This window comes from Actinomadura sp. NAK00032 (assembly GCF_013364275.1).
In the GTDB taxonomy this organism is placed as follows: Bacteria; Actinomycetota; Actinomycetes; order Streptosporangiales; family Streptosporangiaceae; genus Spirillospora.
In genome coordinates this window covers 5,160,267-5,185,868 of sequence record NZ_CP054932.1, presented here as the reverse complement: position 1 = coordinate 5,185,868, position 25,602 = coordinate 5,160,267, and the positions used below count along the sequence as shown (strand labels likewise).

Annotated in this window: 30 protein-coding genes; 13 read left to right on the top strand and 17 right to left on the bottom strand. The window is 73.2% G+C overall.

Going from position 1 to position 25,602, the window contains the following annotated elements; all coding sequences use genetic code 11:
• Positions 1-13 precede the first annotated feature (13 nt).
• The 4 genes from HUT06_RS24185 to HUT06_RS24170 are packed head-to-tail and all read left to right on the top strand — an operon-like array spanning position 14 to position 3,961.
• Positions 14-799 carry a class I SAM-dependent methyltransferase gene (locus HUT06_RS24185; RefSeq protein ID WP_217711417.1) on the top strand — a complete coding sequence of 262 codons (786 nt, stop codon included), beginning with the start codon at positions 14-16 and terminating at the stop codon, positions 797-799.
• Positions 796-1,005, top strand: a complete 210-nt coding sequence (locus HUT06_RS24180) for a hypothetical protein (protein WP_176197819.1) — start codon at positions 796-798, stop codon at positions 1,003-1,005. The genes HUT06_RS24185 and HUT06_RS24180 overlap by 4 nt, the downstream gene beginning before the upstream one ends.
• On the top strand, positions 1,002-2,747 hold the full coding sequence (locus tag HUT06_RS24175) for a ferritin-like domain-containing protein (RefSeq protein WP_176197818.1): 1,746 nt from the start codon (positions 1,002-1,004) through the stop codon (positions 2,745-2,747). Before HUT06_RS24180 ends, HUT06_RS24175 begins: the two co-directional genes overlap by 4 nt.
• Entirely contained in the window at positions 2,744-3,961 is a 1,218-nt protein-coding gene (locus tag HUT06_RS24170) for a low temperature requirement protein A (RefSeq protein WP_254715357.1), read from the top strand. The genes HUT06_RS24175 and HUT06_RS24170 overlap by 4 nt, the downstream gene beginning before the upstream one ends.
• 15 nt (positions 3,962-3,976) lie before the next feature.
• Here HUT06_RS24170 and HUT06_RS24165 read toward each other — a convergent pair whose 3' ends face one another.
• The 4 genes from HUT06_RS24165 to HUT06_RS24150 form a co-directional block, all read right to left on the bottom strand.
• The gene (locus HUT06_RS24165; RefSeq protein WP_176197817.1) at positions 3,977-4,387 is read right to left on the bottom strand and encodes a cold-shock protein; all 411 of its coding nucleotides are present in this window, start codon (positions 4,385-4,387) and stop codon (positions 3,977-3,979) included.
• Positions 4,388-4,538: 151 nt separating this feature from the next.
• Positions 4,539-5,663: an FAD-binding oxidoreductase gene (locus tag HUT06_RS24160; protein ID WP_176197816.1), complete on the bottom strand. Its 1,125-nt coding sequence runs from the start codon at positions 5,661-5,663 to the stop codon at positions 4,539-4,541.
• 61 nt (positions 5,664-5,724) lie between these two features.
• A complete protein-coding gene (locus HUT06_RS24155; protein WP_176193788.1) occupies positions 5,725-6,045 on the bottom strand; it encodes a hypothetical protein in 321 nt (106 codons plus the stop codon).
• 320 nt (positions 6,046-6,365) lie between these two features.
• A complete protein-coding gene (locus HUT06_RS24150) occupies positions 6,366-6,509 on the bottom strand; it encodes a hypothetical protein (protein WP_176197815.1) in 144 nt (47 codons plus the stop codon).
• Between the two features lie 50 nt (positions 6,510-6,559).
• Between HUT06_RS24150 and HUT06_RS24145 the strand changes: the two genes are divergently transcribed.
• The gene (locus HUT06_RS24145) at positions 6,560-7,411 is read left to right on the top strand and encodes an SAM-dependent methyltransferase (protein ID WP_254715356.1); all 852 of its coding nucleotides are present in this window, start codon (positions 6,560-6,562) and stop codon (positions 7,409-7,411) included.
• A gap of 77 nt (positions 7,412-7,488) precedes the next feature.
• Here HUT06_RS24145 and HUT06_RS24140 read toward each other — a convergent pair whose 3' ends face one another.
• The 4 genes from HUT06_RS24140 to map all read right to left on the bottom strand — a co-directional run bounded on the left by HUT06_RS24140 (position 7,489) and on the right by map (position 10,717).
• On the bottom strand, positions 7,489-7,908 hold the full coding sequence (locus tag HUT06_RS24140; protein ID WP_176197814.1) for a Dabb family protein: 420 nt from the start codon (positions 7,906-7,908) through the stop codon (positions 7,489-7,491).
• 28 nt (positions 7,909-7,936) lie between these two features.
• On the bottom strand, positions 7,937-9,172 hold the full coding sequence (locus HUT06_RS24135) for an MFS transporter (RefSeq protein WP_176197813.1): 1,236 nt from the start codon (positions 9,170-9,172) through the stop codon (positions 7,937-7,939).
• A gap of 87 nt (positions 9,173-9,259) precedes the next feature.
• A complete protein-coding gene (locus HUT06_RS24130; RefSeq protein WP_176197812.1) occupies positions 9,260-9,850 on the bottom strand; it encodes a TetR/AcrR family transcriptional regulator in 591 nt (196 codons plus the stop codon).
• Positions 9,851-9,934: 84 nt separating this feature from the next.
• Positions 9,935-10,717: a type I methionyl aminopeptidase gene (gene map, locus HUT06_RS24125; protein ID WP_176197811.1), complete on the bottom strand. Its 783-nt coding sequence runs from the start codon at positions 10,715-10,717 to the stop codon at positions 9,935-9,937.
• A gap of 90 nt (positions 10,718-10,807) precedes the next feature.
• Here map and HUT06_RS24120 point away from each other — a divergent pair, with 90 nt between their 5' ends.
• Positions 10,808-11,077 carry a helix-turn-helix transcriptional regulator gene (locus HUT06_RS24120; RefSeq protein WP_176197810.1) on the top strand — a complete coding sequence of 90 codons (270 nt, stop codon included), beginning with the start codon at positions 10,808-10,810 and terminating at the stop codon, positions 11,075-11,077.
• 25 nt (positions 11,078-11,102) lie between these two features.
• On the opposite strand, the gene HUT06_RS24115 is transcribed toward HUT06_RS24120, so the two are convergent.
• Together HUT06_RS24115 and HUT06_RS24110 are read right to left on the bottom strand one after the other, a co-directional pair.
• The gene (locus HUT06_RS24115; protein ID WP_176197809.1) at positions 11,103-11,570 is read right to left on the bottom strand and encodes a hypothetical protein; all 468 of its coding nucleotides are present in this window, start codon (positions 11,568-11,570) and stop codon (positions 11,103-11,105) included.
• A gap of 266 nt (positions 11,571-11,836) precedes the next feature.
• Positions 11,837-12,160, bottom strand: a complete 324-nt coding sequence (locus tag HUT06_RS24110) for a hypothetical protein (protein WP_176197808.1) — start codon at positions 12,158-12,160, stop codon at positions 11,837-11,839.
• 655 nt (positions 12,161-12,815) lie between these two features.
• Between HUT06_RS24110 and HUT06_RS24105 the strand changes: the two genes are divergently transcribed.
• The gene (locus tag HUT06_RS24105; protein WP_176197807.1) at positions 12,816-13,643 is read left to right on the top strand and encodes a helix-turn-helix transcriptional regulator; all 828 of its coding nucleotides are present in this window, start codon (positions 12,816-12,818) and stop codon (positions 13,641-13,643) included.
• On the top strand, positions 13,640-13,999 hold the full coding sequence (locus tag HUT06_RS45655; protein ID WP_176197806.1) for a DUF397 domain-containing protein: 360 nt from the start codon (positions 13,640-13,642) through the stop codon (positions 13,997-13,999). The genes HUT06_RS24105 and HUT06_RS45655 overlap by 4 nt, the downstream gene beginning before the upstream one ends.
• 1,982 nt (positions 14,000-15,981) lie before the next feature.
• Here the strand turns inward: HUT06_RS45655 and HUT06_RS24095 are convergent.
• The 3 genes from HUT06_RS24095 to HUT06_RS24085 form a co-directional block, all read right to left on the bottom strand.
• Positions 15,982-17,169, bottom strand: coding sequence for a hypothetical protein (locus HUT06_RS24095; RefSeq protein ID WP_176197805.1), 1,188 nt, complete (start codon positions 17,167-17,169; stop codon positions 15,982-15,984).
• Positions 17,166-18,497, bottom strand: a complete 1,332-nt coding sequence (locus HUT06_RS24090) for a hypothetical protein (protein WP_176197804.1) — start codon at positions 18,495-18,497, stop codon at positions 17,166-17,168. The genes HUT06_RS24095 and HUT06_RS24090 overlap by 4 nt, the downstream gene beginning before the upstream one ends.
• Positions 18,498-18,604: 107 nt before the next feature.
• On the bottom strand, positions 18,605-19,408 hold the full coding sequence (locus HUT06_RS24085; RefSeq protein ID WP_176197803.1) for an SDR family NAD(P)-dependent oxidoreductase: 804 nt from the start codon (positions 19,406-19,408) through the stop codon (positions 18,605-18,607).
• Positions 19,409-19,496: 88 nt separating this feature from the next.
• Here HUT06_RS24085 and HUT06_RS43970 point away from each other — a divergent pair, with 88 nt between their 5' ends.
• Entirely contained in the window at positions 19,497-20,057 is a 561-nt protein-coding gene (locus tag HUT06_RS43970; protein WP_254715355.1) for a TetR/AcrR family transcriptional regulator, read from the top strand.
• A 17-nt stretch (positions 20,058-20,074) separates the two neighbouring features.
• Here HUT06_RS43970 and HUT06_RS24075 read toward each other — a convergent pair whose 3' ends face one another.
• Positions 20,075-20,602: a dihydrofolate reductase family protein gene (locus tag HUT06_RS24075; protein WP_176197802.1), complete on the bottom strand. Its 528-nt coding sequence runs from the start codon at positions 20,600-20,602 to the stop codon at positions 20,075-20,077.
• 79 nt (positions 20,603-20,681) lie between these two features.
• On the bottom strand, positions 20,682-21,503 hold the full coding sequence (locus tag HUT06_RS24070; protein WP_176197801.1) for an SDR family NAD(P)-dependent oxidoreductase: 822 nt from the start codon (positions 21,501-21,503) through the stop codon (positions 20,682-20,684).
• A 133-nt stretch (positions 21,504-21,636) separates the two neighbouring features.
• Between HUT06_RS24070 and HUT06_RS24065 the strand changes: the two genes are divergently transcribed.
• Positions 21,637-22,491 (top strand): helix-turn-helix transcriptional regulator, encoded by an 855-nt coding sequence (locus tag HUT06_RS24065; protein WP_176197800.1) that lies wholly within the window; start codon positions 21,637-21,639, stop codon positions 22,489-22,491.
• Between the two features lie 66 nt (positions 22,492-22,557).
• Positions 22,558-23,043, top strand: coding sequence for a PPOX class F420-dependent oxidoreductase (locus tag HUT06_RS24060; protein WP_176197799.1), 486 nt, complete (start codon positions 22,558-22,560; stop codon positions 23,041-23,043).
• Here the strand turns inward: HUT06_RS24060 and HUT06_RS24055 are convergent.
• Positions 23,010-23,960: an NADP-dependent oxidoreductase gene (locus HUT06_RS24055; RefSeq protein ID WP_176197798.1), complete on the bottom strand. Its 951-nt coding sequence runs from the start codon at positions 23,958-23,960 to the stop codon at positions 23,010-23,012. The two genes, HUT06_RS24060 and HUT06_RS24055, sit on opposite strands and share 34 nt — an antisense overlap.
• Before the next feature lie 49 nt (positions 23,961-24,009).
• Here HUT06_RS24055 and HUT06_RS24050 point away from each other — a divergent pair, with 49 nt between their 5' ends.
• Positions 24,010-24,630: a TetR/AcrR family transcriptional regulator gene (locus HUT06_RS24050; RefSeq protein ID WP_254715354.1), complete on the top strand. Its 621-nt coding sequence runs from the start codon at positions 24,010-24,012 to the stop codon at positions 24,628-24,630.
• Positions 24,631-24,898: 268 nt separating this feature from the next.
• On the opposite strand, the gene HUT06_RS24045 is transcribed toward HUT06_RS24050, so the two are convergent.
• The gene (locus HUT06_RS24045) at positions 24,899-25,126 is read right to left on the bottom strand and encodes a hypothetical protein (RefSeq protein ID WP_089327858.1); all 228 of its coding nucleotides are present in this window, start codon (positions 25,124-25,126) and stop codon (positions 24,899-24,901) included.
• A 263-nt stretch (positions 25,127-25,389) separates the two neighbouring features.
• Here HUT06_RS24045 and HUT06_RS24040 point away from each other — a divergent pair, with 263 nt between their 5' ends.
• A complete protein-coding gene (locus HUT06_RS24040; RefSeq protein WP_067460243.1) occupies positions 25,390-25,593 on the top strand; it encodes a cold-shock protein in 204 nt (67 codons plus the stop codon).
• Positions 25,594-25,602: the final 9 nt, after the last annotated feature.

The window sequence follows — 25,602 nt, the reverse complement described above, 5'->3', positions numbered from 1 at the left end:
TCGGGGGAGTGCCATGACCGCAGCGGCGATGGTCGCCGAGTTCGATGACGTGGCGGAATGGACGGCCGAGGCCGTCGAGCTGCTCGGCGGCCGGCACGCCATCCCGGCCGCCTGCCGCGGCAGCGCGAGCCCGGCGGCGCTGGCCTGGCTCGCCGAGGCGTGCGAGCTGGCGCCCGGGACGACGCTGCTGGACGTCGGCGCCGGCGCGGGCGGCCCGGCGGCCTGGGCGGCGGAGCGGTTCGGCGTCCGGCCGGTGCTGCTGGAGCGGATGCCGGCCGCGTGCCGGGCGGCGGCCCGGCTGTTCGGGCTGCCGGTCGTGACCGCCGACGCGGCGCGGATCCCGCTGCGGACCGGGTCGGTCGACGCCGCCTGGTGCCTGGGCGTGCTGTGCACCGTCCAGGACAAGGCCGCGCTGCTCGCCGAGATCCACCGGGTACTGGCCCCCGGCGCGTCGCTGGGACTGCTGGTGACGGTCGCCGCCGGCCCGGTGCTCGGCGCGGTTCCGGACGGGAACCACTTCCCCACCCAGCCGGAGCTCGCCGGACTGCTCGACGGGGCCGGATTCGACCTCGTCGAGCAGATCGAGCGGCCCGGCGACGCCCCCCTGGCCTGGTCGCGGCGCGCCGCGAAGGTCGCCGCCGTCGTCGCCGCCCGGCACCGCGAGGACCGCGCGTACGCGCTGGCCGCCCACCAGGGCGAGCGCTTCTCCCGCCTGCTCGCCTCCGGGCGGCTGTCCATGCAGCTCGTTCACGCCGCCGCCCGGCCCGGTGCGGCGCGGCCCCCCAAGGAGGAGACATGACCTCAGCGGATGAGGACAGGAGTTTCGAGATCGAACTCGAGATAGAGATCGAAGAGGAGCTGACCCTCGTCGAGTCGAGCCGCCCGGAGGAGGCCGCCGCCGAACCGGTCGGCGACTGGCTGTTCGACCCGACCGACGCCGAGCGCGACGAGGTCGGCCTGCGCAACCTCCTCGGCGCCGTGGAGAAGCTGGAAGGCGACGCATGAGCCGGATGACCGCCCGCCCCGCGCGGATCGCGACGCTGGAGGGCCTCCGCGAGCACCTGCAGTGGGCGATCGAGCTGGAGCACGCGACCCTGCCGCCGTACCTGTGCGCGCTGTACTCCCTCGACCCGGAGCGCAACCCCGAGGCCGTCCAGGTGGTGGCGAGCGTGTTCGCCGAGGAGATGCTCCATCTGGCGCTCGCGGCGAACCTGCTCAACGCGGTCGGCGGCCGGCCCCGGCTGGACGTCCCGGAGATGCTCCCGCCGCACCCCCGGCCGCTGCCGCACGGCGACCGCTCCCTGGAGCTGTCCCTGGTGCCGTTCGGCCCGGAGGCGCTCGAGGCGTTCCTGCGGATCGAGCGGCCCGCGCCGCCCGGCGCGCCGCCGGAGGACGACGCCTACGAGACGATCGGGCAGTTCTACGACGCGGTCGAGGAGGGGCTGCGCGGGCTGTGCGACCGGCTCGGCGAGGACGCGGTGTTCACCGGCGACCCGGCCCGCCAGGTGACGGCCGCCCACTTCCGCAACAGCGCCGGGCGGCTGTTCGCGGTCACCGACCTGACCTCGGCGCTGGCCGCGCTGGAGGAGATCGTCGAGCAGGGCGAGGGCACCGCGCGCGGCGAGGTCTGGGACGGCGACCGGGACGTCTTCCACCCCGAGCGGGACGAGGTCGCCCACTACTACCGCTTCCAGGAGCTGAAGGCGGGCCGGCGCTACCGGCGCGGCGACACCCCCGAGTCGGGGCCGACCGGCGAACCGGTCGGCGTGGACTTCGGCGGCGTCCGGCCGATGCGGCGCAACCCGCGGCTGGCCGACCATCCGCCGGGCAGCGAGATCCGCGCCGCGCAGGAGGAGTTCAACGGCACCTACTGCGGCATCCTGCACCTGCTCGAACTGGCGTTCGATGGCAGTCCGGGGATGCTCCCGGTCGCGATCGGCACCATGTACGCGCTGAAGGCGCAGGCCGAGGCCCTGATGAGCATGCCGGACGAGAACGGCGCGACCGCCGGCCCGACCTTCGAGTACGTGCCGAAGGAGGCGCGCGGCTGGAGCAGGGGGGAGGAGCGGCGCGTCGTCGTGCTCCGCGACGGCCCCTACGTCGTGTACGGCGGGATCCCGCTGCGCCGCAAGCGCAAGATCGTCTCGGCCGAGGGCGCCGCGCTGACCTGGCAGACCGGCGAGGACCTGCCCACCGAGGACGTGTACGCGCTGTGCCGCTGCGGCCGGTCGGGGTCCAAGCCGTTCTGCGACGGGACGCACGCCGTGGCCGGGTTCGACGGGACCGAGAGCGCCGGCGTCCGCCCCTACGCGCAGCTGCAGCACGTCCACGACGGGGAGGGCATCTCGGCGCAGCGGGTCGGCGAGCTGTGCATCCACGCCGCGTTCTGCATCGGCCGCACCCGGCCGATCGCCGAGATGCTCGCCGACACCGCCGACAGCGACGTCCGCGCGGAGATCATGGGGCGGATCGACCACTGCCCGTCCGGCTCCTACAGCTACGCCCTGCGGCGCGGCGGCGAGACGATCGAGGCCGACCTCCCGCAGGCGGTGTCCGTCCTCGCCGAGGAGGACGGCCTGGCGAGCGCGCTGTGGGTCACCGGCCGGGTGCCGGTCGTGCGGTCCGACGGCCTGCCGCTGGAGACCCGCAACCGGATGACGCTGTGCCGCTGCGGCCACTCGGAGAACAAGCCGCTGTGCGACGGCACCCACCGGGAGATCGGCTTCCGCGACGAGAACGCGCCGTGACTCCGCCGCACCGCGACGCGTCCGCGCCGCACCCGGACTCCGGCATCCGGATCCGGGTGCGGATGCGGGCGCGCCCGATCGACGAGCCGCACCGGGCCGCGAGCCCGCTGGAGCTGCTGTTCGACCTGACGTTCGTCGTCGCGGTCGCGGCGGTCACCGGGGAGCTGGCGCACGAGATCGCGGCGGGGCACGGCGGCGCGGGGGTCGTCCCGTTCCTGCTGGTCTTCTTCGCGATCTGGTGGGCGTGGATGAACTTCACCTGGTTCGCCTCGTCCTACGACACCGACGACGTGGCCTACCGGCTGCTGACCATGGTGCAGATGGCGGGCGTGCTGGTGCTCGCCGCCGGCGTGCCGGCGGCGGCCGACCACGAGGACCTCCGCGGCGTCACGCTCGGCTACTTCATCATGCGGATCGGGCTGGTCACGCAGTGGGTGCGGGCCGGGATCGAGAATCCGGACGGCCGCCGCACCGCGTTCCGGTACGCGGCCGGCATGACCGCCCTGCAGGCGGGCTGGCTGCTGCGGCTGCTCGCCGCAGAGCTCGGCGCACTGCCGGCGGACGCGCACGTGCCGGTCTTCGTGGCCCTGGCGGTCCTGGAGATGGCGGTGCCGCCGTGGGCGGAGCGGGCCGCGCCCACCACCTGGCATCCGCACCACATCGCCGAACGCTACGGGCTCTTCACGATCATCCTGCTGGGGGAGAGCGTCCTCGCCGCGACCCGGGGCGTCGCGGGGGCGCTGGAGGAGTCCGCGGTGAGCAGCCCGTTCCTGGTGATCGCGGTGTCCGGCCTCGTGGTGCTGTTCGCCCTGTGGTGGCTGTACTTCCTCGCCCCGGCGGGCGCGGGGCTGCGCGACCGGCGGCACCGCTCCTACCTGTGGGGCTACGGCCACTACGGGATCTTCGCGTCGCTGGCGGCGCTCGGCGCGGGCCTGGAGGTCGCGGTCGAGCAGACCGGGCACCACGTGGCGGCGTCGCCGGCGGTGATCTGCTACGCGGTCGCCGTACCGGTGAGCGTCTTCCTGGTGGTGCTCTGGCTCGTGCACGCCTTGATCGTGGCGGCGCCGCTGACCCGTCCGGGCGCGGTCGCGGGATGCGCCGCCGCGGTGCTGCTGCTGCCGCTGGCGGCGCCGCAGCTGGGCGTGGCCGCCGTGGTCGCCGGGATCGCGGCGCTGTGCGTGCTGCTGACCGCCGTCACGATCGCGTCGCGCTGACCGCCGGGCGGCGGGTCAGTCCTCGCTCCAGCCGTGCTTGCGGGCGAAGGTCAGCAGGCTCTCGCGGAGCCGGACGAGGTGGGCGCCGGTCAGCTCGGGCACGCTGTCGAGGATCAGCTCGGTCAGCTCGATGCGCAGCTCCGTCGTGGTGAGGACGTCGCAGAGGACCTCGTCGTCGGACGGGACGATCCGCCCGCCGCCGGAGGCGGGTGCGACGCGGTCGCCGATGACGCTGACGTCGAACGCCTTCAGCCCCCGCTCGCCGTCGATGAGCTCGTATTCGACTGAGGTCCCGGTGGCGATCAGCGTTTTGTCGTCGTTCAGATCATTCACGTGGACGAAGACGTCCGGACCGCCTTCGTCGGGCGTGATGAATCCGTAGCCGCGAACCTCATCGAACCGCGCGATCTTTCCCACATGCACCACGACAGCATCCTTCACCGAAACGCACCTGCACCATCGTTCACCGAAATGCGCGGAGGGATCCGAAATCGCGCCGCGTCGTCCCGGCCTTCGCTCCCAGGGTATCCAACGAGCCGTCCGCCGCGTGCGGAAGCGAAATCGCGCGATCCCGCGCTTACCAGGCGGCCGCCCCGGCGGCGCGGTCCGGGCGGTAAGGGGCGAGGGCCGGTTCGCCGCCGCGCAGATCCGCGGCGATCAGATCGGCGAGGTGCGGGCCCAGCGTGATCCCGCTGTGGGTGACGGCGGTGTAGAGGCCGGGGAACTGCGGGCCGACGAGCGGGAACCCGTCGGCGGGCAGCGGCCGGACGCAGCGGTGGACCGTCTCGACGGGGGCGGTCAGCGCGGGGATCAGCGCGCGGGCGCGGTCGAGGAGTTCGGCGGCCCCGCGGTCGAGGGCGGCCGCGGGGGTGGCGAGGTCGGTGGCGTCGTCCAGGTCGGCGGCCTCCAGGGCCAGCCCGCCGCCCGGGACGGGGCGCAGGTCGACGCCGGGGGAGTGGACCACGCCGTTGAGCAGGGCCGGGCCGGGGCCGGTGAAGGCGGTGAGGCCGGGCGCCGGGGACCCGGGCGCCTCGGCGTCCACCAGGGGGAGGCCGAGGCCGGCGGTCGCGAGCAGGGCGGGGGAGTGCCGGCCGGCCGCGCAGACCGTGAGGTCGGCGTCCAGGTCGTCGTCGGTGCCGAGGCGGACGCCGGTGACCCGGCCGCCGCGCAGGTTGAGGCGGGTGGCGGCCGTGCCGCCGATCAGCCTCGCCCCGGCGGAGCGGGCGCGGTCGGCGAGGGCCCGCACCGCGTCCGGGCCGTGCACGTGGCCCTCCCCCGGGTAATGCGCGATGACCGCGCCGGCGGCGGGAGGACGCAGGGACGGTTCGAGTTCGCGCAGCCGGTCCGGCGTGATCAGCGCGGCCGGGTAGCCGAGCGCGGCCAGCCGCGCGACCCGGTCGGCCAGCAGCTCCTTGGCGGGGTCCGCGGTGGCCCAGGCGGTGTTGCCCGCGATTCGGAACCAGGCGGGATCGCCGAACTCCCCGGCCAGCCGCCGCCAGGCGCCGAGGGCGGCGACGCGCAGGCAGTGGTAGGCGGGGTCGTCCGGGTCGTTGGCGTTGAGCCAGGCGAAGCTCGCGCCCGAGGTGCCCGCGCCGGGCCGGTCCCGCTCGACGAGCGTCACCTCGGCGGCGCCCGCCCCGCGGGCCAGCCGGTCGGCCAGCGCGGCGCCGATGATCCCGCCGCCGACGATGACGATGCGCATGCGTCCAGGATCGCAGGCTCCGCCCCCGGCGGCCAGGCCGCCCGAGGGCCCGCCCGGGCGCTCAGCCGGCGAGGTTCACGGCGACGACGAGGACGGCGAGCAGCAGCGGCACCAGCGCCCCGATGATCGCGATGGGCCGGGTCATCAGCGGCGGCCCCGGGTCGGCGGGCCGCCCGTGCGGCCGGCCGTCGGGCGGCGGCGTCGGGGCCGCGAGCCCGGCCACCTTCCCGTGCCGGGCCAGGTTGATCAGCACGGTGACCGGCGTGGCGATGAACGAGATGTAGCCCCACCAGCCGCCGATCAGCGTCTTGGCCGTCATGTCGCGGAACACCGACAGCCCGCAGTCCCGGCAGAAGGGGCCCTTCACGTGCAGGAAGGACATCACGAGGATCATTCCGCGGTGGCCGCGGAAGGTCGTGTCCACGGCGGGGACGCAGCCGCAGAAACGGCATTGGAGATGCATCGGCGCCGCCTGCGGCATGCCATAGGGCATTTGCTGCTGCGGCGGCGTATAAGGCATCGGCTGAGCCGCGCCGAAGGGCGCATTCGGCGGCGTGCCATGGGGTGCATTCGGCGGCGCGCCGTAGGGGGCGCCGTAGGGCGCGCCGCCATTTCCGTAAGGGGCGTGATTCGGTGGCTCCACGGCCGGAGATCATCCCATGCGCGCCGGGAACCGCGTTCGCATTTCCACTGATTCGCCGATTACGGACGTTCCCGGGTCCGTTTGCGGGCGCGCGGCAGCGGGACGGGCGCCCGCCCGGGCGTCCATGGCTCCGCGAGACCGCCGCCCGCGTGGCCGCCGACCTCGGCGTATGTGCGGCGGGCGATCGCGATGCGGGCTAGCATGTCGGCAAAGATCGGTTAAGTCGGACAACAGATGAATAGGTGGGGTTCTGGTGGCGGAGAACGATCCACGTCCGGACTGGCCGGGCGAGCGCGCGCCGTCCCTCGACCTGCGCACCGACGTCCCCCACTCGGCCCGCATGTACGACTACTACCTGGGCGGCAAGGACAACTTCGCGGCCGACCGCGACGCCGCCGCCAAGGTGCTGCAGATCTTCCCCGACGTCGCCACCGGCGCCCGCGCCAACCGCCGCTTCCTCGGCCGCGCGGTCCGGCTCGCCGCGGACATGGGCATCCGCCAGTACCTCGACATCGGCACCGGCATCCCGGCGTCCGACAACACCCACGAGGTCGCCCAGTCCGTCGCCTCCGACTCCCGCGTCGTCTACGTCGACAACGACCCGATCGTCCTGACGCACGCCCGCGCGCTGCTCGCCGGCAGCCCCGAGGGCCGCACCGCCTACCTGGACGCCGACTTCCGCGACCACGAGAAGATCCTCGCCGCCGCCGAGACCCGCGCCCTGATCGACTTCACCCGGCCGGTGGCCCTGCTCACCGTCGCCCTCCTGCACTTCATCCCGGACGAGGACGACCCGGGCGACATCCTGGAGCACTACAAGGCCGCCATGCCGCCCGGCAGCGTGATGATCTTCTCCCACTCCACCACCGACCTCGTGGACGACCCGGAGGAGGCCGCGGCCGTGGTCCGCACCTACCGGGCCGGCGGCGTGAACCTGACCCCGCGCTCCCGCGACCGCGTCACCGGGTTCTTCACCGGCTGGGACCTCCTCGACCCGGGCGTCGTCCCCGTCACCGACTGGCGCCCCGACGGCAACCCCCACGACGCCGCCCTCACCCAGGCCCAGGCCGGCGCCTTCGGCGGCGTGGCCGTCAAACCCGCCTGACCCCGCCCGCCCTCACGCGGGAAGGGAAACGGCCCGGCGCACCGCGGGGGTGCACCGGGCCGCCTCCGGCCGGTCGGTCACTTGCCCCCGTGGGGGCCCGGGGCCGCGCTGCCGGTGTAGTCGGGCAGGTTGGAGACGAGTTCGGTCAGCTCGGCGTCCTGGTCGTAGCGGCGCTGGTGCAGGGCGGCGATCTTGGCGGCCATCTCGGGGTCGAGGTCGTCGGTGATGTCGAACGAGGCGAACGTGTCCAGGAGCGGCAGGCCGATGCGGTCGGTCCGCATGTGGGCCGGGTGGGTGAGGTACTCCCAGTAGCCGTCCAGGTCGTCGAGGACGAACGTGGCGCCCCACTCGTACTCGCCGCCGTAATCGCGGCCGACGGTGAAGGACCGCACGGCCGGGATGGAGCGGCCCTGGTTGCGCAGGCTCTCCAGGGCCTCCTCGATCTCGGCGGCCGAGGTGCCGGGCTTGAAGGTGAAGCGGTTGCCGTGGACGATCATGGTGCTTTCCTTTCGGTCGTGCCCGGCGTCAGGCCGGGCGGTGTGAGCGGGCGGCGGCGAGGGCCGCCGTCCCGGCGATGAGGGAGGCGGTGAGGGCGGCGGCACCGGTCCAGCCGAAGGCGCCGGCGACGCCGGTCGCGGCGGCCAGCGGTGCGACCGCGATGGGGGAGAGGAACTGGCCCAGGAAGATCCCCGACACGAGCCCGGCCAGGACGCGTCCCCGGTGCACGGCCGGCGCCAGGCCGCTCAGGACGAGGTTGAGGTTCGGGACGGTCACGCCCACCCCCAGGCCGCCGACCAGCAGACCGGCGAAGACGCCCGGGAGGCTCGCCGTGGCGACCAGCAGCCACCCGGTGCCGAGCGCCGCGATGCCGAACGCGGTGATCGCCGACGTCGGAACGTGCCGCCACAGGACGGGATAGGCCAGGGCGCCGAAGAGCCCGGTCAGCGTGCTCGCGGCGATGGCGAGCCCGACGACGGTGGGCCCGGCGCCGGAGCCGTCCAGTAGGAACGGCACCTGGGTGGGTGCCATGTAGAACACGACGGTGGCGGCCAAGGCGAGGCCGTAGATTCCGGCGATGCGCGCGGTGGTCGTCCGGCCTTGCAAGGTCGGGCTTGGCCCGCTGCCAGGCGCTGGCCGTGTGGGCGTAGGTCTGGTCTGTCGGACGGTGGCGAACACGGCCGCGCCGACCAGGATGCCGGTGCCGTAGAGCCAGAAGGGCGCCCGCCAGCCGAGCCCGGACAGCAGCCCGGCCACGGGGAGCAGGACCACGCCGCCGAGGCTCGCCGCAGCCTGCTGCAAGCCGAGGTACCGCGCCCGCAGATCGCCGTCGAACCAGTCGGTGAGGGTGGCGGTGACGGCGGTGATGATCCCGCCGACGGCGACGCCGAGCAGAGCGCGGGTGGCGATCAGAACGCCCAGGCCAGGGGCGAGGGCGCCCGCCGTCCCGGCCAGCGCGTAGAGGACGAGCCCGCCCAGCAGGACGCCCCGGCGGCCGAACCGGTCGGTGAGCGCGCCCGCGAGCGGTGCGCTGACCGCGATCGCGAGCGAAGTGATCGTCAGCGCGAGCCGGACCGCCGACTCCGCGGCCGGTGTGCCCCCGAACGCCTCGGCCATCGCGGGCAGGCTCGGCGCGATGACGGCCGCGGCCATGAGCGTCAGCCCGGCCGCCGCCAGCACGGCGCCCCGAGCCGCCGCAGTGGGCGCGCCGCGTCCGGTCGCCGGGGCCGCGAGGACGGCGGTGGCGGTCTCCGTGTCGTTCATGAGCCTTCCCTCGGGCCAGTGAAGAGAGTGAACAGTCACTCACTCTCCAGGGCGAAAGCGAAGGGCGCCCAAGTGCGCCCTTCTGCCTTACGGGTGCCGGAACCCGGCGTCGAGCAGCCGGGCCCAGCTCTCGGACACCTCGGTGACGCCGGCCGTCACCAGCAGGTGGCAGAGCTGGCCGCGCGCCATGAACTCCTGCACCTTCTCGTCGGGCGCGCCGGAGCGCGTCTTGGCCAGGTCGACCATGCGCTTCAGCCCGGCTCGCAGCGCCGCGCCGATCTCGGGGACGTCGGCGACCGACTGCGCGTGGACCTGCATGAGCAGCAGCGTGCGGTCGCCGATGAGCTTCGCGTACGCGGCGCCCATCGCGTCGAGCACGGCGTCGGGCGCGGCGTCGGGCGCGGCGTCGGGCGCGGCGTCGGGCGCGGTGGAGGCGGCGCTTTCGGCGGCGTTCTCCAAGGCGTCCAGCACCAGGTCGAAGCACGTGTCCAGGGCGGCGACGAACAGCTTCTCCTTGGTCGGGAAGAGCTTGGAGACGTAGGCGGGCGAGATCTTCGCCGCCCGCGCGACGTCCGCGATCGTCGTCCCGTGGAAGCCGCCGCCCGCGAACTCCCGCACGGCGGCGGCCGCGACGACCGGCCTGCGGGACTCGGCGGTGGAGAGGATGCCTCGGCTCATGAGAGTGAATGTACAGCCACTCACTCACCTTGGCAAGCGGGCCCCGGCTCCGGATCGCCGGACGCCCTGCTCGCCGCCGGCGCGCTAGGAGGTCTGCTCCGACTCGCGCCGCGTGAGGACGAGGGGGCCGTCGGCGGTGATGGCCACCGTGTGCTCGGAGTGGGCCGTGCGCGAGCCGTCGGCCGACCGGATGGTCCAGCCGTCGGGGTCGTAGACGATCCGATCGGTGGTGCGGGCGAACCAGGGTTCGAGCGCGAGGGTCAGGCCCGGCCGCAGGGTGAGGCCGCGGCCCGCCTTGCCCTTGTTCGACACGTGCGGCCCCTCGTGCATGGTGCGGCCGAGGCCGTGGCCGCCGAACTCGTCGTTCACCGGGTAGCCGTAGCCGGTGGCGACCGCCTCGATCGCCGCCGAGATGTCGCCCAGGCGGTTGCCCGGCCGCGCCGTGTCGATCGCCGCCTCCAGGGCCTCCTCGGTGGCGCGGATGAGCCGCAGGTCATCGTCGGCGGGCGTCCCGACGATGACCGTGCGCGCCGAGTCGGCCACCCAGCCGTCGATGCTGACCGCGATGTCCGCGCTGAGGACGTCCCCGTCGCGCAGCGTGTAGTCGTGGGGGAGGCCGTGCAGGACGGCGTCGTTCACCGACAGGCAGATGACGTTGCGGAACGGGCCGTTGCCGAAGGACGGGGCGTAGTCCCAGTAGCATGACTCGGCGCCGCGCTCCTTGAGCATGGTGCGCGCGTGGTTCTCCAGGTCAAGCAGGTTGACGCCCACCGCGGCGAGCCGGCCGACCTCCGAGAGCACCTCGGCGACGAAACGGCCGGTCACGTGCATGCGCTCGATCTCCGCGGGCGTCTTCAGTTCGATCACGAGTACCTCACGTCCAGGGAGTTTCGGTATTACTATACCGGCCGACTGTAGCGCTTGACGGTATAGAAATACCACTCCTATCCTGGGGCCATGGTTCGCCAACCGCTCACGCCCGAACAGATCGAAGCCGGCAGGCGCCTCGGCGCCCTGCTGCGCCGGGCGCGGGCCGGCCGCGACCTCGCCGACGTCGCGCTCGCGGCCGGCATCTCCCCGGAGACCCTCCGCAAGATCGAGACCGGCCGCCTGCCCACCCCCGGCTTCGGCACGATCGTCCGCCTGGGCGAGGCCCTCGACATCCCCGTGCAGGACCTGGCCGCCACCTGGCGCGGCACCGGCCTTCCCCTCGAAGCCGTCTCCTAGGGCCCGTCCCGGCATCACCCCCGGGTCAGATATGGGCTCTGATCTGCCTGACGGGGTGGCCGAGCGCGCTGGCGATGGCGGCCAGATCCTCGTCGTCGAACCAGGTGCGTTCGGGATTCCAGATCGCGATCTCGAAGCGGGCGAACCCGCACGGCCAGTCATAGTCCAGCACGTCCAGCGACGTGGCGGCGCCGCAGCACGGCACCGTCACCGCCAAGGTGGCGAAGCCGTCCGCGGCATGGGCTTCGAGCAGGTCGGCCCACCAATCGGTGCCGATCGAGCCACTGCAGCGCGGGCACCCGATCCGTTCCAGATTGCCACCGCAGTCGACGGGCGTGAGGGTGTCGTGCCAGGTGACGTCGATGTCGACGTCCGCGCCGCCGGGAACGCCGGGCGCCAGTTCCGCGGCGAGTCCGGCGGCCCGCTCGGCCGCCGCGCCGCCCGGCTGCCACTGCGGATCGGTCGGGATGACCGACAGGACGTCGTCGCTCATGGGCGCTCATTTCGTCGGGGCCTGTGTGAGGGCATCGCGATCGTAGTGACCGCGGCTCCCCCTGCTCAGAAGGGGCGGCGGCCGCAGCAGGTGGCGCCCAGGTGAGACGGTCGGGGGAGTCGGCGCAGCGCCTGTCCGGGGCGGACGAGTGGCAGGCGTGCCGCCCTAGCGATCGCAGGACGTACTCGCACCTCGACCGCGACAGGGAGGCCGCGCGGTGGGGGAGGGACGGGAGGAACCTCCCCCACCGCGCGGCGGCTTGTGGGTCAGCGGTGGGTGCGGGCGTTGAGGATGGTCTCGATGAGGGCTTCGGGGTCGGGGGCGCTGACGATCTGCCATTGCGTCCCGCCGGGGATGAGCGCCCACCACTCCTCCGTGCAGGAGCCCCACCAGCAGATGACGCCGGAGCGGTCTTGCAGGCTGGCGATCGTCGTGGCGTGCGGCTGGTCCGGGTGGGGCCGGGGGATGGGGCGCTGCTCGCCGGTGGTCTCGCGCCGGTGGGTCTGGGCGGCGAGGACGGCCGCCACGTACGGGGTGAGGATCCGGGTGATCTGCTCGGCCGCGTGGACCGGCTTGGTGTGCGGGGCCAAGTGCTCGCCTGTGCTCGACCGATACCACCAGACGCCGGGCGTCGTCCCGGGGACGAGCGTGACGCTCTCGCCGAAGTCCGGGACGGCCGGATCGAAGACGCGTAGGAGCGGGTGCGGACCGTCGTAGCGCGGGACGGCCTTCCAGCCTTCGCGAATGACTTCTTGGGCAAGTCGGTCAAGGTGGACCGTAATGGAAGAAGTCGGGGCGCCTGCGTTCAGATTCTTCGCTTCGATCCACCGCATTACCATTGCACCCACTTAGTGGGTTCGGAGCCCCGGTGGATGGACGCGCGACTGAGTTCGTCTAGAAGCGCCCTGCGGAGTTCTTCTGCGGTGTTGCGTACAACGGTCGGATCTACACCGGCCTTAGGGTCGTGCAGAGTGGCGACCCAGTCGCCGAGCCTTCCGTCGTAGCGTGTCGCACGCCAGATTCGATGGCCCTGGAAGTCTGCGCGCAGGCGGGCCAACGCCTGGTCAGCGGGGTTGACGGACGTATCCATGATCGTTTGAACTTTCGGTGCGATTTCTCTCCGTTACCGCTTCCAAGCCTCCTGTAATCGAGCTACGCTCCGAAAGAGCGAGAAAGAAGAAGCGGCAAATCTCGCGTCCCCCCGTTCGAAAACGATCTTTTTTTCGAAAACCCCTGGAGGTTCTCATGCCTCGTCGCCCCCGCGACCCCGGCGTCCCGTCCTCGCCCGCCGAATACTTCGGCGTCGAGTTGCGCGCAAAGCGGGAATTGTCCAACTTGTCGCGACCACAGTTCGCGGAGAAGCTCGGCTACTCGCCTCAGCGGATCGGCCAGATCGAGTCGGGCGGGAGCCCTCCGTCCGAGGACTTCGCCAAGGACTGCGACGTCTTCTTCAAGACGGACGGCTCGTTCCACCGCATCTGGGAGTGGATCAAGGACTTCGGCCGCCTCGCCGTCCTCCCCCCAGGCTTCCCGGACTTCATCGCCCGAGAGCGCGTGGCTGAGGTGATCTACATCTTCGAGACCATGGTCATCACAGGGCTGTTCCAGACGCCCGAGTACGCACACGAGGTACTCAGGTCGGAGCAGGCGTCCGAGACTGCCGAGCAACTCGTCGCGACCCGAATGGAACGACAGGAGATCTTCAAGCGAGAGAAGCCGCCCCACATGGTCGCAATCTTCGACGAATACGCCATCCGCCGTCCGGTCGGGGATCCGGAGGTACTGAAGGGGCAGATCCAGCACCTCATCGACTTGACGGCGCTATCCCACATCACAGTCCAGATCGTCCCGACTTCTAGGGGTGCCTACGCGGGCTTGCCCGGCCCGTTCACAATCCTGAGTTTTGCGGATGACTCGGATGCGGTGCGTGTCGAAGGGCACATCGGTGGACAGCTCGTCGATCACCCTGCAGCTGTCCGGAAGTATGGGGTACGTTTCGATTTGATCAGGGCTTCGGCGATGAGCGCCGAGGACTCACTGGACTTCCTCCGGACGATCTTGGAGAGCCTATGAGTACGCAGCACCCGTGGGCTGTGCAATGGCGTACGAGTCGCCGCAGCACTAACGCTGGCGGACAGCGCGTTGAGGTCGCCTTGGTGCCGTCAGGGTGGCAAAAGAGCAGCTACAGCACTGGTACGGGTGACCAGTGCGTTGAGGTGGCACCCATGGTGCGGATCTCCGCGGCTGAGTGGCAGAAGAGCAGCCGTAGTACGGACACCGGTGGGGCGTGCATCGAGGTGGCCGATTTGGTGGCGGCCGTGGCAGTGCGGGACTCCAAGAACCCGGACGGGCCGAAGCTGGTCTTCGGTCCGTCCGCGTGGCAGGCGTTCGCAACACAGATCAAGACCGGCACCCTCGACCTAACCTGAGCCTCGGTGAGACACAGGCCCCCGGCCCGACCGACGAGCCACGGACCAGGGGCTTCGTGCGTCAGGCGTCCAGCCAGACCCACCAGCATGCCCGTCGCGTCCTGGACGCGTGCCCGCGTCCAGGACAAGCCCGCCGTCCCATCCCACCACGGGCCGCGCCAGTGCGGCCGCAGCCACGGCGCCTCGCCGTCCGACCGAGCGTGCCCCGCCCTGCCCCGGCCCGTCCCACCACGCCGGGCCGCTGCCGCGCGCGTTCACCGTCCAAGAGGACGCAAGAGCCGTGACGGCGCCACTTCCGCCCCGCCTCCATGCGCCGCCCCACCACACCACGCTGTTTTGGACGCGTCCGACGTCCAGGGCGGCGCGGCACCATCACGGCCAGGCCGCGCAGCGCACTCACCGTCCCGTCCCCCGCCGGGCTGCTGCCGCGCGCATTCACCGTCCAAGAGGACATAAGAGCCGTGATGGGGCCACGACCGCCCCGCCTCCATGTGTTGTCCCATCACGGCACGCCGTTCCACCACCCCAGCACGGCGTCCCACCACGGCACGCCGTCTTGGCCGTGTCCGACGTCCAGGGCGGCGCGGCACCATCACGGCCAGGCCGTTCAGCGCACCCACCGGCCTGTCCCACCGGCCGGTCCACGGCCGCGCGTACTCACCGTCCAAGAGGACGCAACAGCCGTGATGGGGCCAGGACCGCCCCGCCTCCATGCGCCGTCCCACCACGGCGCGCCGCCTTGGGCGTGTCCGACGTCCAGGACGGCGCGGCACCATCACGGCCAGGCCGCGCAGGGCACCCACCACCACGTCCCACCACGGCATGCCGTTCGGGCGCGTCCGACGTCCAGGACGGCGCGGCACCATCACGGCCAGGCCGCGCAGGGCACCCACCACCACGGCATGCCGTTCGGGCGCGTCCGACGTCCAGGACGGCGCGATACCACCACGGCCAGGCCGTTCAGCGCGCCCACCGTCCCGTCCCCCGCCGGGCTGCTGCCGCGCGCATTCACCGTCCAAGAGGACGCAAGAGCCGTGGCGGGCACTACCGCCCCGCTTCCATGCGCCGTCCCACCACGGCGCGCCGCCTTGGGCGTGTCCGACCTCCAGGACGGCGCGGAACCATCACGGCCAGGCCGCGCAGCGCACCCACCACCACGTCCCACCCACATGGGCGTGACCACACCAGGCCCGCGTAACGCGCCCCCGCGTCTTCCGGCACGGCACCACCATGACCAGCGCGCACGTCCCCGCGCCGCGACGACGCCAACCAACCCCGCGCGTCCCTGGAGCCGTCCGCTGCCCGCCTCATCCCGAGCCGCCCACGAGACCGGACGGCGCCCCGGCCGAGCCGACCCCTTCCCGCACGCCGGCATGTGGGCAAGCGCATCCTGCCCCGGCCCCCACGCGGGAGACGGTCCAGATCCCCACTTCAGCCCACTCCGGCGGCGTCCGCCCAATCGCGCTGCCCCCGTGCATCCCGCTGCCTTCGCCGACCGGGCACCGTCCCCAACCCCCGCACGTGACGGCGGCCCCCCGCCCCCCGCCCCGCGCCCCCACCGCGCACCCCACCGCGCACCCCCGCGCCGCACGTGACGGCGCACCCCCGCCCCGCGCCCCCGCCGCATACCCCAGCCGCGCGGCCCCACTGCGCGGCCCCACTGCGCGGCCCCACTGCGCGGCCCCACTGCTCGGCCCCACTGCTCGGCCCCACTGGGCGCGGGCGGCGCCTGCGTGCGGCGCCACCGGGCAACTCCCACACGCCGGGTTGGTCGGGCTCCTCGCGAAGTGCACCGCAATACTCAGGCGAGTCCGGGTGGCTGCCGAACCCCTGGGGGACTGGCTCGCAAGGCTGCGGCGCCCGTCGGACCACACCAGGTCCCTCCCGATCACACTGCGGCGAAGAGGGGTGTGATCCAGTGGCGCGGGCGATCGCGGTGCCGCCCGCGCCGTGGACCAGACGGGGACGCCTGGGCTGGGCGGTCAGTGCGCGGCCAGTGCCTGCGCCACCTCCTGGGCCGCCGCGTAGGCACCTCGGATGGCGTGCTTCCGGCTGAGGGGCTTGCGTTCGTCCGCCGCCTCGTAGGTCACCCGCACCAGGACGTTGCCGTCCCGGAAGACGACCTCGCCGGGAATGACCTCGGGGATCTGGACGGCGAACGCCTGGTCGCCCAGGCCGGGCACGGCGCGGAAGTACCTCTTGTCATGGACGCTGAGCGTCTCCTCCGTGCGGGCGTCGTCGTGGCGCATCGCGTACTCGCGGGTGGCGAGGCGGGCGCCGTCGAACAGGTCCGAGCCCGGCACGACCGCCGCGGAGACCGAGAGTTCGCGGTCCATCGACGTCCAGGAGCAGTTGCTGACCTTGGCGTCCTTGATGGCGAGCGCCCCGCCGCGCGAGGTGGGTTCGCCGGTGACGGAGTCGCCCTCCACGAGCCGGTGCACGGTCCGCTCGGACACGGCGGCGCACAGGTCGGGGACCGCGCGGGCCGGTGTCGGCTGCGGCGCCGCGGCGATCGCGGGCCGGGCGGGCGTGCGCGCGCCGAGGGCGGCGACGACCTCGGACGCGGCGGCGAACGCGCCGTCCTGCGCCGTCTTCTTGGGGATCGGCCAGAAGATCGAGCGGTACTGGACGGTGACGTTGGCGTTCCCCACCCGCATCACGACCGTCGAGCCTGTAGACGGGGAGAATTGCATGAACGCCTCGTCGCCCAGGCCCGTCACCGCCGTGCCGGGCACGTTGGACCATCTCGGGCCCAGCGACCTCATGGCCGCCGCGGCGGGCGCCCGACCGGGCTGCGGCATGCCCGGCCGCAGTGCGCTGCCGTGGAAGAGGGTGAAGCCGACCGACAGGTGCCGCTCGGACCTGCGGTCGTCCTTCTGCGACGACCACGTGCAGGTGCCCTGACCGCCGCCCCGCGTCGTCCGCGCGTCGGGCACCAGCCGGGCGAGCGTGGCGGCGGAGATCCCGCAGTGCTCGGGGTACGCCTCGACGACCGGCCCGGCCGGCACCCGGTCCGGCCCGGACGGCGGGTCGGGCATCCGGTCGAGGCTTCCGGGCGACGGCAGCGCCTTCACCAGGACGATGCTGAGCACGATGACGACCACGGCGGCGAACGGGACGGCCCCGCCCGTGCCGTTCTGCGATGCGGCGGACCGCGGCGTTCCCGTCATGACCGCAACGACCTCTCCACCGCGACGGCCACCGTGTAGGCGCTGTCGACCAGCCGGCTCCCCCTCATGGGCGTCTCCTCATCGGCGCCCTGGTAGGACACCTCGACCAGTAGGTTGCGTTTCTGGAAGACCACGAATCCCTCGTCGCCGCTGGACGAGGTCCGCGCGACCCGGGTCACGGCGAACGCCCGGTCGCCGGGCCCGGCGAGTGGCTTGAACCCGCTGAACTGGTCCGATCCCGGGGTGTTGCCGGCCCGCAGGTTCTCGTAGACGCCCAGGTACCGGCGCGCCGCCGTGAAGGCCCCGAGACCCGGGAGGCGGTCGTCCTCGACGGTGATCGCCACCGTGAGGGTGCGCGACTGGCCCTCGTCGGAGTACCGGGACGTGCGCGCCCTCCACCTGCAGCCGTCGGTGGACGTCCCCTGCCAGTTGAAGGAGGGGAACAGCGACGCGGTGGCCCGCCGCCGGTACGCGCCGCGCGCCACCTTGTCGACGGTGGCCGCCGGGACCGCGTCGCACGGCTTGGGCACGTGCCGCACCGGCGGCGTGACCGGGTGCTTCACCTTGCTCAGCACGGGCCGCGCCGCCGTGCCCATGCTCTTGGCCGTCTCGGACGCCGCCGCGAAGGCGCCGTCCAGCGCGGTCTTCGCCGGGATCGTCCTGCGCTCGCCGCCCACGGCGTCCCAGCCCCGGTAGCGGACCGTCGCGACGGCGTTGCCGACGCGGAACTTGACGATCGCGCCCTCGGTCTCGGTCTCCGCCGAGTAGCGGGCGGTGGCCTCCTCGCCCAGCCCCTCGACGATCTCGGGCCGGGCGGAGCTCCGCGGGAGGCCCGGCGTCTCGTTCATCTGCCGCAGCGCCTCGCTGATCGGCGACTGGAGGCGGCTCTCGGCGAGGGCGATGTCGACATTGAGGACGCGCTCGTTGCGGAAGTCGCCGGTGCAGAAGTCGCACTTGGCCTTGCCGTCGTCCAGCGAGTACCACATGCAGCTGCCCGGGCCGCCCTCCCGGAAGAGGCCGCCCTTCTCGGCGTCGGGGTCGGAGCCCGGCGCGAGCCGGGCGGCCGTGCCCTTCGACACCCCGCAGTTGGCGGGCACCTTCTTCACGATCCGGCCGGCCGGAACGGGGTCGGCCGTGGCGGGCGCGGCGGTCAGCGGCCCGTCGGAGATCCCGCCCGGCCCGGACCCCCGCGTGGCGATCGCGGCGACGGCGGCGACGCCCAGGACGAGGGCGAGCATCGCGGCCACCGCGCCGCGCCGCCACTTGCGGTCCGTCCGCAACCGGTACGCCAGACCGGTGGATTCGGGATCGGTATCGGGATCGGGCATGAGAACTCCAGGCCGGGGGCTTGTGCTGACCCGTTTGGAGCCCGCGGGGGAGAGAGTGGTTCCCTGGTTTGGCGTCCGGTTTCGGCCACGCCCTTTTCCCGGACCGGTCAGCGGCCGTCCTCGACCGCCGCCGCCAGCCGCGCGGCGTCCTTGTCGTCGTGGGCGCCGATGGTGAGCGGGCGCCTCTTGGCGCCGCGGAAGGCGGCCCGCCCGGGGGACGGGGCGTCGATGATGCCGATGACCGGGCGGACGGCGGCGTCCGGGCGCTGGCCGAGCAGCTTCCCGAGGACCGCGGCGCCGACCTTCATGGCCGTCCCGACGTCGCCCGCGAAGCTGGAGCGGACGATCCGCGCCGGTCCCCACGTCACGTAGGCCAGGTCCGGGTTCGCCTCGGCCGCGAGGATGCCGAGCAGCTCGTTGGCCCGGCGCTGCTGCGCGTTGGACCGCGCGAACGTGAACTTCTCCGACATCTCCAGGTCGTCGAAGTCGATGGCGTCGGCCCGCGCGCCGGGCACGGCGGTGTTCACGACGACCGGCCTTTCGGCGGCGCCGAACTGTGCGGCGAGGCCGGTCACGAACACGAACTTGGACACGAAGAACAGCACCCAGGACGCCTCGTGCCCCTCCGCCGTGACATGCCGGCGCTGCCGGACGAACGAGGCCGCGAGGACCAGCGCGTCGATCCGCTCGTGGCCGGCCCGCAGATGTTCGACCACGCGGCGGCCGTCGGCCACCGACGACAGGTCGGCCGCGATGAACTCCGCCCGCGCCGCCGTCGCCGAGGTGAGCAGCGCGTCGAACTTGGCGCGGCTCCGGCCGACGACCACGACGCGGTCGCCCGCTCCCAGGTAGTGGCGCGCCAGTGCCGCTCCCATGCCGTCGGTACCGCCTGTGATCACGATCGTCCGCACCGTTCGCCTCCGCGCTGTTCCGGAACACATGTTCCGGATCAACCTAGCATTAACCAGAACACGTGTTCCGGATCGCTAGGCTGTGGAGGTGGCAGCGGATCGGAGGCGGCGGCGGGACGCCGTCGAGAACAGGGAGCGGATCCTGGCGGCGGCGGAGCACGCCTTCCGGGAGCGCGGCATGGCCGTCGACATGCGCGCCGTCGCCGCGGCGGCCGGGGTCGGCGTCGGCACCCTCTACCGGCATTTCCCCACCCGCGAGCACCTCGTCCACGCCGTGACGGGCACCGACCTCGCCGACCTCGCCGCGGCGTCCCTCCCCGAGGGGATGCCCGCGATCACCGCTCTCCGCACGTTCTTCACTGGGGCGATGGCGCAGCTCACCGGCAGCAAGGCGATGCTCGACCTGCTCACGGCCGGGTCACCGGCGGACGAGGACCTCCAGCGGTGCGTCGCGCACCTCACCAGGGTCGGCCAGGAGGCCGTCGACCGCTCCCGCACCGACCACACCCTCGCCGCCGACGTGACCGCCCGCGACATCGCCTACCAGTTGCTCGGGCTCGTCCGCATCGCACCGCTGATCCCCGACTCCGAACCGGACGCGATCGCCCACCACGTGGAACTCGCGCTGCGCGGCCTCGCCGCGCGGTAGCGGCGCCCAGGGCGGGGTCAGTACGCGACGCGGTACCAGTGCGCCGACTCGCCCGCGAGCGGCTCCAGCCGGACCCGCTCGCCACCCGGGTTGTCGAACAGCGGCACCCCGTCCCCGAGGAGCACCGGGGCGACGAAGACGAGCACCTCGTCCAGGACCTTCGCTTCGATGCACTGCCGGGCGACGTCCGCGCCCAGGACGTTGACGTAGCGGTCGCCGGCGGCGGCCCTGGCCTGCGCGACCGCCGTCCCGAGGTCGCCGGCGAACGTGACCCCCGGCACGGGCCCGGCCGGTGGCCGGTGCGTCAGGACGACCACCGGCCCCTCGTACTCGCCGCCGAACGCGCCCTCCTTGTCGGTGCCCTTGTTCGGGTCGTCGCCGCCGAAGGTGCGGTTTCCGACGAGGAGGGCGCCGATCTGCGCGAGCAGCCGCTCGGCGGTCGGGTTCGGTTCGCCCAGGTGCTCCGTCAGCCAGGACATGTCCCCGCCCGGCCCGGCGATGAAGCCGTCGAGCGACATCGTCGCCGAGTACAGCAGCTTGGCCACAGCTCTTCCTTCCGTCGTGTTCGTCGGGATGACTCTCCCCGAACCCGGAAGTCATCGCCGTCCCGGCTCTCGGGCGGGGTCAGCGCGGTGCCGTGTGCGACTCCATGAAGCGGCGCTCGTCGGCGTACGCGGCGACGTGCGCCGAGAGCCCGCCGTCGATCGGGACGGTGCAGCCCGTGATGAACGCCGCCCGGTCGGAGGCGAGGAAGCTCACCAGCTCGCCGATGTCGTCGGGCTCGCCCAGGCGCGGCGTCAGGTGGTGGGCGAGCGACATGTCGCGGACCGGGGCCGGCATGTTGGACGTGAGGCCCTCGGTGAGCACCAGTCCGGGCGCGACGGCCACGCACCGGATGCCCTCCTTGCCGTACTGCGTGGCGACCGCGCGGGTGAAGCCGATGATCGCCGCCTTGGAGGTGCTGTAGGCCGACCGCCGGTACTCGCTCTGCAGGCCGGTCACGGAGGACGTGTGGACGATCACCCCGCCGCCGCGGGACAGCATCGGGGGGATCGCGTACTTGGCGCCGAGCATGTAGCCGCGCAGGTTGACCCGCATCACGCGGTCCCAGACATCGGGGTCCAGGTCGGCGATCTCCAGGTCGCGGCCGAGCACCCGGGGGTCCAGCAGCGAGGCGTTGCTGTGCAGGACGTCCAGCCCGCCGAACTCGCGGACCGCCGTGTCCACCATCGCCGCCACCTGGTCCGGCTCGCCGACGTCGACCGCCGCCGGGACGGCGCGCCCGCCCCCGGCCGCGATCTTCCCGGCGACCTCGTCGGCGCCGGGGCCGTTGATGTCGGCCACCACGACCGCCGCGCCCTCGCGGGCCAGGATCCGGGCCGTCGCGGCCCCGATCCCCGACGCCGCGCCCGTCACGATCGCCACCTTGCCCCGCAGTTCCCGCATCTCGTCTCTCCTCTCGATCGCCGGTTCCGGCGCCTTCCACCCTCGGCGGCCCGGCCCCGGGGCACCAGAGACGGGCCGAGACCCGGACGGGCCGTCCCTGGATACGGCGTCCGCGACCGGCCATGCTGGTGGGATGGACAGGAGAGAGCTGGCCCGCTTCCTGCGCGGCCGGCGGGAACGCCTCCGGCCCGCCGACCTCGGCCTGGAGGCCGGGGCGCGGCGGCGCACACCGGGCCTGCGCCGCGAGGAGGTGGCGCGCCTGGCCGGGGTGTCCGTCGACCACTACACCCGGCTGGAGCAGGCACGCGGCTCCCGTCCCTCGCGGGCCGTGCTGTCGAGCGTCGCCCGCGCGCTGCGGCTGACCGGCGACGAGCGCGCGCACCTGTTCCACCTGGCGGGCGAGGTGCCGCGCGCCCCGGGCCCGTCGGCCGACGTGCCGGCGAACATCGCGCACCTGCTGGACTGGCTGGACGGCACGCCCGCGATCGTCATCGACGCCAAGTACGACGTGCTCGCCTGGAACGCCCTCGCCGCGGCGCTGATCGCCGACTTCCCCGCCCGCCCGCACGGCCGCCGCAACCTGCTCCGCTGCTACTTCACCGGCGCGGAGCCCTCCTGGGTGTACGAGGCTCCGGGGATGCGCGAGTTCGCCGGGGCCTGCGTCGCCGACCTGCGCGCGACCGCCGCCGAGAACCCGGACGATCCCGGAATCGCGGCCCTGGTGGCGGAGCTGCGGGAGCGCAGCACCGAGTTCCGCGCGCTGTGGCACGCGCACGAGGTCCGGGTGCAGCGGAGCATGACCAAGCAGATCCGGCACCCTCGGGCGGGGGAGATGGAGCTCATCTGCACCATGCTCCACGTCCCCGAACGGAACCAGCGGGTCGTCCTGTACACGGCCGCGCCCGGCACACCGTCCCACGAGGCGCTGCGGAGCCTGCGGCCCGCCCATGGCCCCGGCCTCGGAGCCGAGGCTCGGCGGGGTGCCTGAACCGGGCCGGTCAGCGGCATGCTTCGTTTTCCGGGCGAAGCGCTGCGAAAGGGAGAGGTGGCTGTGATGCGGCGATGGACACCCGTGTACTGGGCCCTCGACCGTGTCCGGCACTCCTCGGCGCGGCGGGTGGCGGTGGCGCGGGCGTCCCGCTTCGAGGGGCTGCGCGGGCACGGGACCGTCCTGGTCGTGACGTTCCGCGGCGACGGAACCGCGGTGCCCACCCCGCTGTCGTGCGTCATGCAGGACGGACGCCTCCTGGCGAGCACCGCGCCCGACTCCGGAAAGGTCAAGCGGATCCGCCGCGACCCCCGCGCCCTCGTGGCGCCGGCCACCGTGCGCGGCAGGCCCGTCGGCCCGGCCGTGGAGGCCGCCGCGCGGATCCTGGAGGGCGGCGAGGCCGAGCGCGCCGAGCAGGCGCTCGCCGGACGCTTCGGCCCCGCCCGCCGCCTGTACCGGCGGCTCATCGGTGTGCACCCCGACGAGACCGCCTACCTGGAGTTCAGTCCCGGCGGCCGTCAGTGCACCAGGACGATCTTGCCTCGGGCGTGACGGGTCTCGCTCAGCTCGTGCGCGGCCGCCGCCTCGGTGAGCGGGAACGCCGCCGCCACCGGCACCCGCAGCCGCCCCTCCCCGGCGAGCGCGACCGCGGTCTCCAGGCCGTGCACCGCCATCGGGTCCGCCGAGGCGCCGAGCGCCGCGTGCGTCTCGTGGGCCGGTGCCCCGTGCGACATGTGCACCCCGTGCGCCGCCGCGTCGAAGTCGGCGATCGTCACCACGCGCGCCGGGTCCCCGGCGATGGCGACCAGGTCGGGCAGCGCCCCGCCGGCGCAGTCGAACACCGCGTCCACCCCGCCCGGCGCCAGCGCGCGGACCCGTTCGACCAGGCCCGTCCCATACGTGGTCGGCCGCGCGCCGAGGGAGCGCAGGAAGCCGTGGTTGCGCTCGCTCGCCGTCCCGATGACGGCGGCGCCGCGCGCGACCGCCATCTGGACCGCGACCGTCCCGACGCTCCCGGCCGCGCCCTGCACCAGCACCGTGTGCCCGGCCCCGACCGCCAGCCGGTCGAGCACACGGGTGGACGTCTCGACCGGGCCCGCCGCCCCGCCCGCCTCCTCCCAGCCCCACGCGGCCGGCTTGGGCGCCCATACGACCAGGACGGCATGGTCGGCGTTGGCGGCGCGCGCGGCGACGGTGGTCATGCCGAACACCTCGTCGCCGATGCCGACGCCCGTGACCCCGTCGCCGACCTCGTCGACGACGCCCGCGGCTTCGACTCCCGTCCGGTAGGGGAACGCGATGGGCATGATGTCGCGCATCCTCCCGGAGCGGACGAGGGTCTCTCCCGCCGAGACCCCGGACGCCCGCACCGCGACGCGGATCTCGCCCGGCCCGGCGTGCGGCGCCTCGGCCTCGGCGACATGGACGACGCCCGGCGGGCCGTACTCGGTGAACTGGACAGCTCTCATGCCGTGGACCGTAAGGGGCGGCCGGCTCAGGCCGACTAAAGTGAGAACGGTGACGGCCGAAGTGGGAACGAGTCGCCGGTCGGACGCCCGCGACAACCGCGCGCGCATCGTCATGGCCGCCCGCATGGCGTTCGCCGCCGAAGGCCCCGGCGTGCCGATCCGGGAGGTCGCCCGGCGCGCGGAGGTCGGCGTCGCGACCGTCTACCGGCACTTCCCGTCCAAGGAGGCGCTGCTCACCGAGGCGTTCGCCGAGCAGACCGAACTCTGCTCGGCGGTCGTGGCGGAGGGCCTCGCGGCGCCCGACCCGTGGCGCGGATTCCGCCTGGTGATCGAGAAGCTGCTGGAGGCGCACGCCCGCGACCGCGAGTTCCGCGCCTACGTCGCGCAACTGCCCCGGACGGCCGCCGTCACCACCGACCGCGACCGCGCGCTGCGCATGCTGCTCGAACTCATCCGCCGCGCGAAGGACTCCGGCGACCTGCGCCCCGACATCGTCGTGGAGGACATCGCCCTCGCGCTGATGGCGAGCGACGGCATCCACGCCGAGTCGCCCGAACTACGCGCCGCGGCCTCCCGCCGCCTCGCCGCCCTGATGCTCGAGTCCTTCCGCGCGTCCCCGACCTCGGCCCCCCTCCCGCCGGCCGTCCGCCTCCCCCTCACCGCCCGCTGACCGCCCGCTCGACAGGGACGCCGGGTCTTCCCGCCGGGCAGATAGCAGCGCGGCCCGGTGGAAGTGGACGTGGTGGAGGAAGGCCATGACATGGACGGCTCGTCCTACTGCACGAATGGCAAGGCTCCGGCCTTCGTCCGGGCATGCGCTGGCCCGGGAATGGCGCGAGGTGCCCCACGGTGCCGGCCCGCCCGTTTCGCGCGGCTCGCCGGTCGCGGGCGCGCCGACAGAGCCCGTCCGGTTCGGCGGCGGGTGAGCCGGGTGCGGGTCAGAGCTTGAAGAGCTTGGCGAAGGGGGCCAGGATCTTCACCTTCTGCGTCCCGAAGTCGACCAGGACGGAGCGGCCGTCGTGGACCTCCAGGATGGTGCCGAGGCCGTACTTGTCGTGCGTCACCCGGTCCTCAGGGGCGAAGACCTTCGCGGGCGGCGCGGCGGGCGGGGGCTTGAAGGGACTGGTGGGCAGGTGTCGCCGTCTGGCTGGTTCGGTGGGTTTCATCACCTGCAAGTATGCGCTCACCAGGACGATGACGGGGGGCTGTTCGTAAGCTGATACCGAAATCACAGTGAATCCTTGATTCAGGAGACGCCCTCCGGGCATGTGGTACGGTCGGTGTAGTTGCGGTTCCCAAGACATGTGCATGCGCCTGCGGATCAAACTTCAGCAGGCGCATTTTTTGTTGCTCTGGATCTTCCGGATGGGCCATCGCGGCGTCCCCGGTCGCGCACGGTGTGCGACCGGGACTAGCAGAGGAGATCGACATGGCCACCGGTACCGTCAAGTGGTTCAACGCGGAGAAGGGCTTCGGCTTCATCGAGCAGGACGGCGGCGGCGCCGACGTCTTCGCCCACTACTCCAACATCGCGGCCCAGGGCTTCCGTGAGCTGCAGGAGGGCCAGAAGGTGTCCTTCGACGTCACCCAGGGCCAGAAGGGCCTGCAGGCGGAGAACATCGTCCCGGCCTGACCGCCGGCC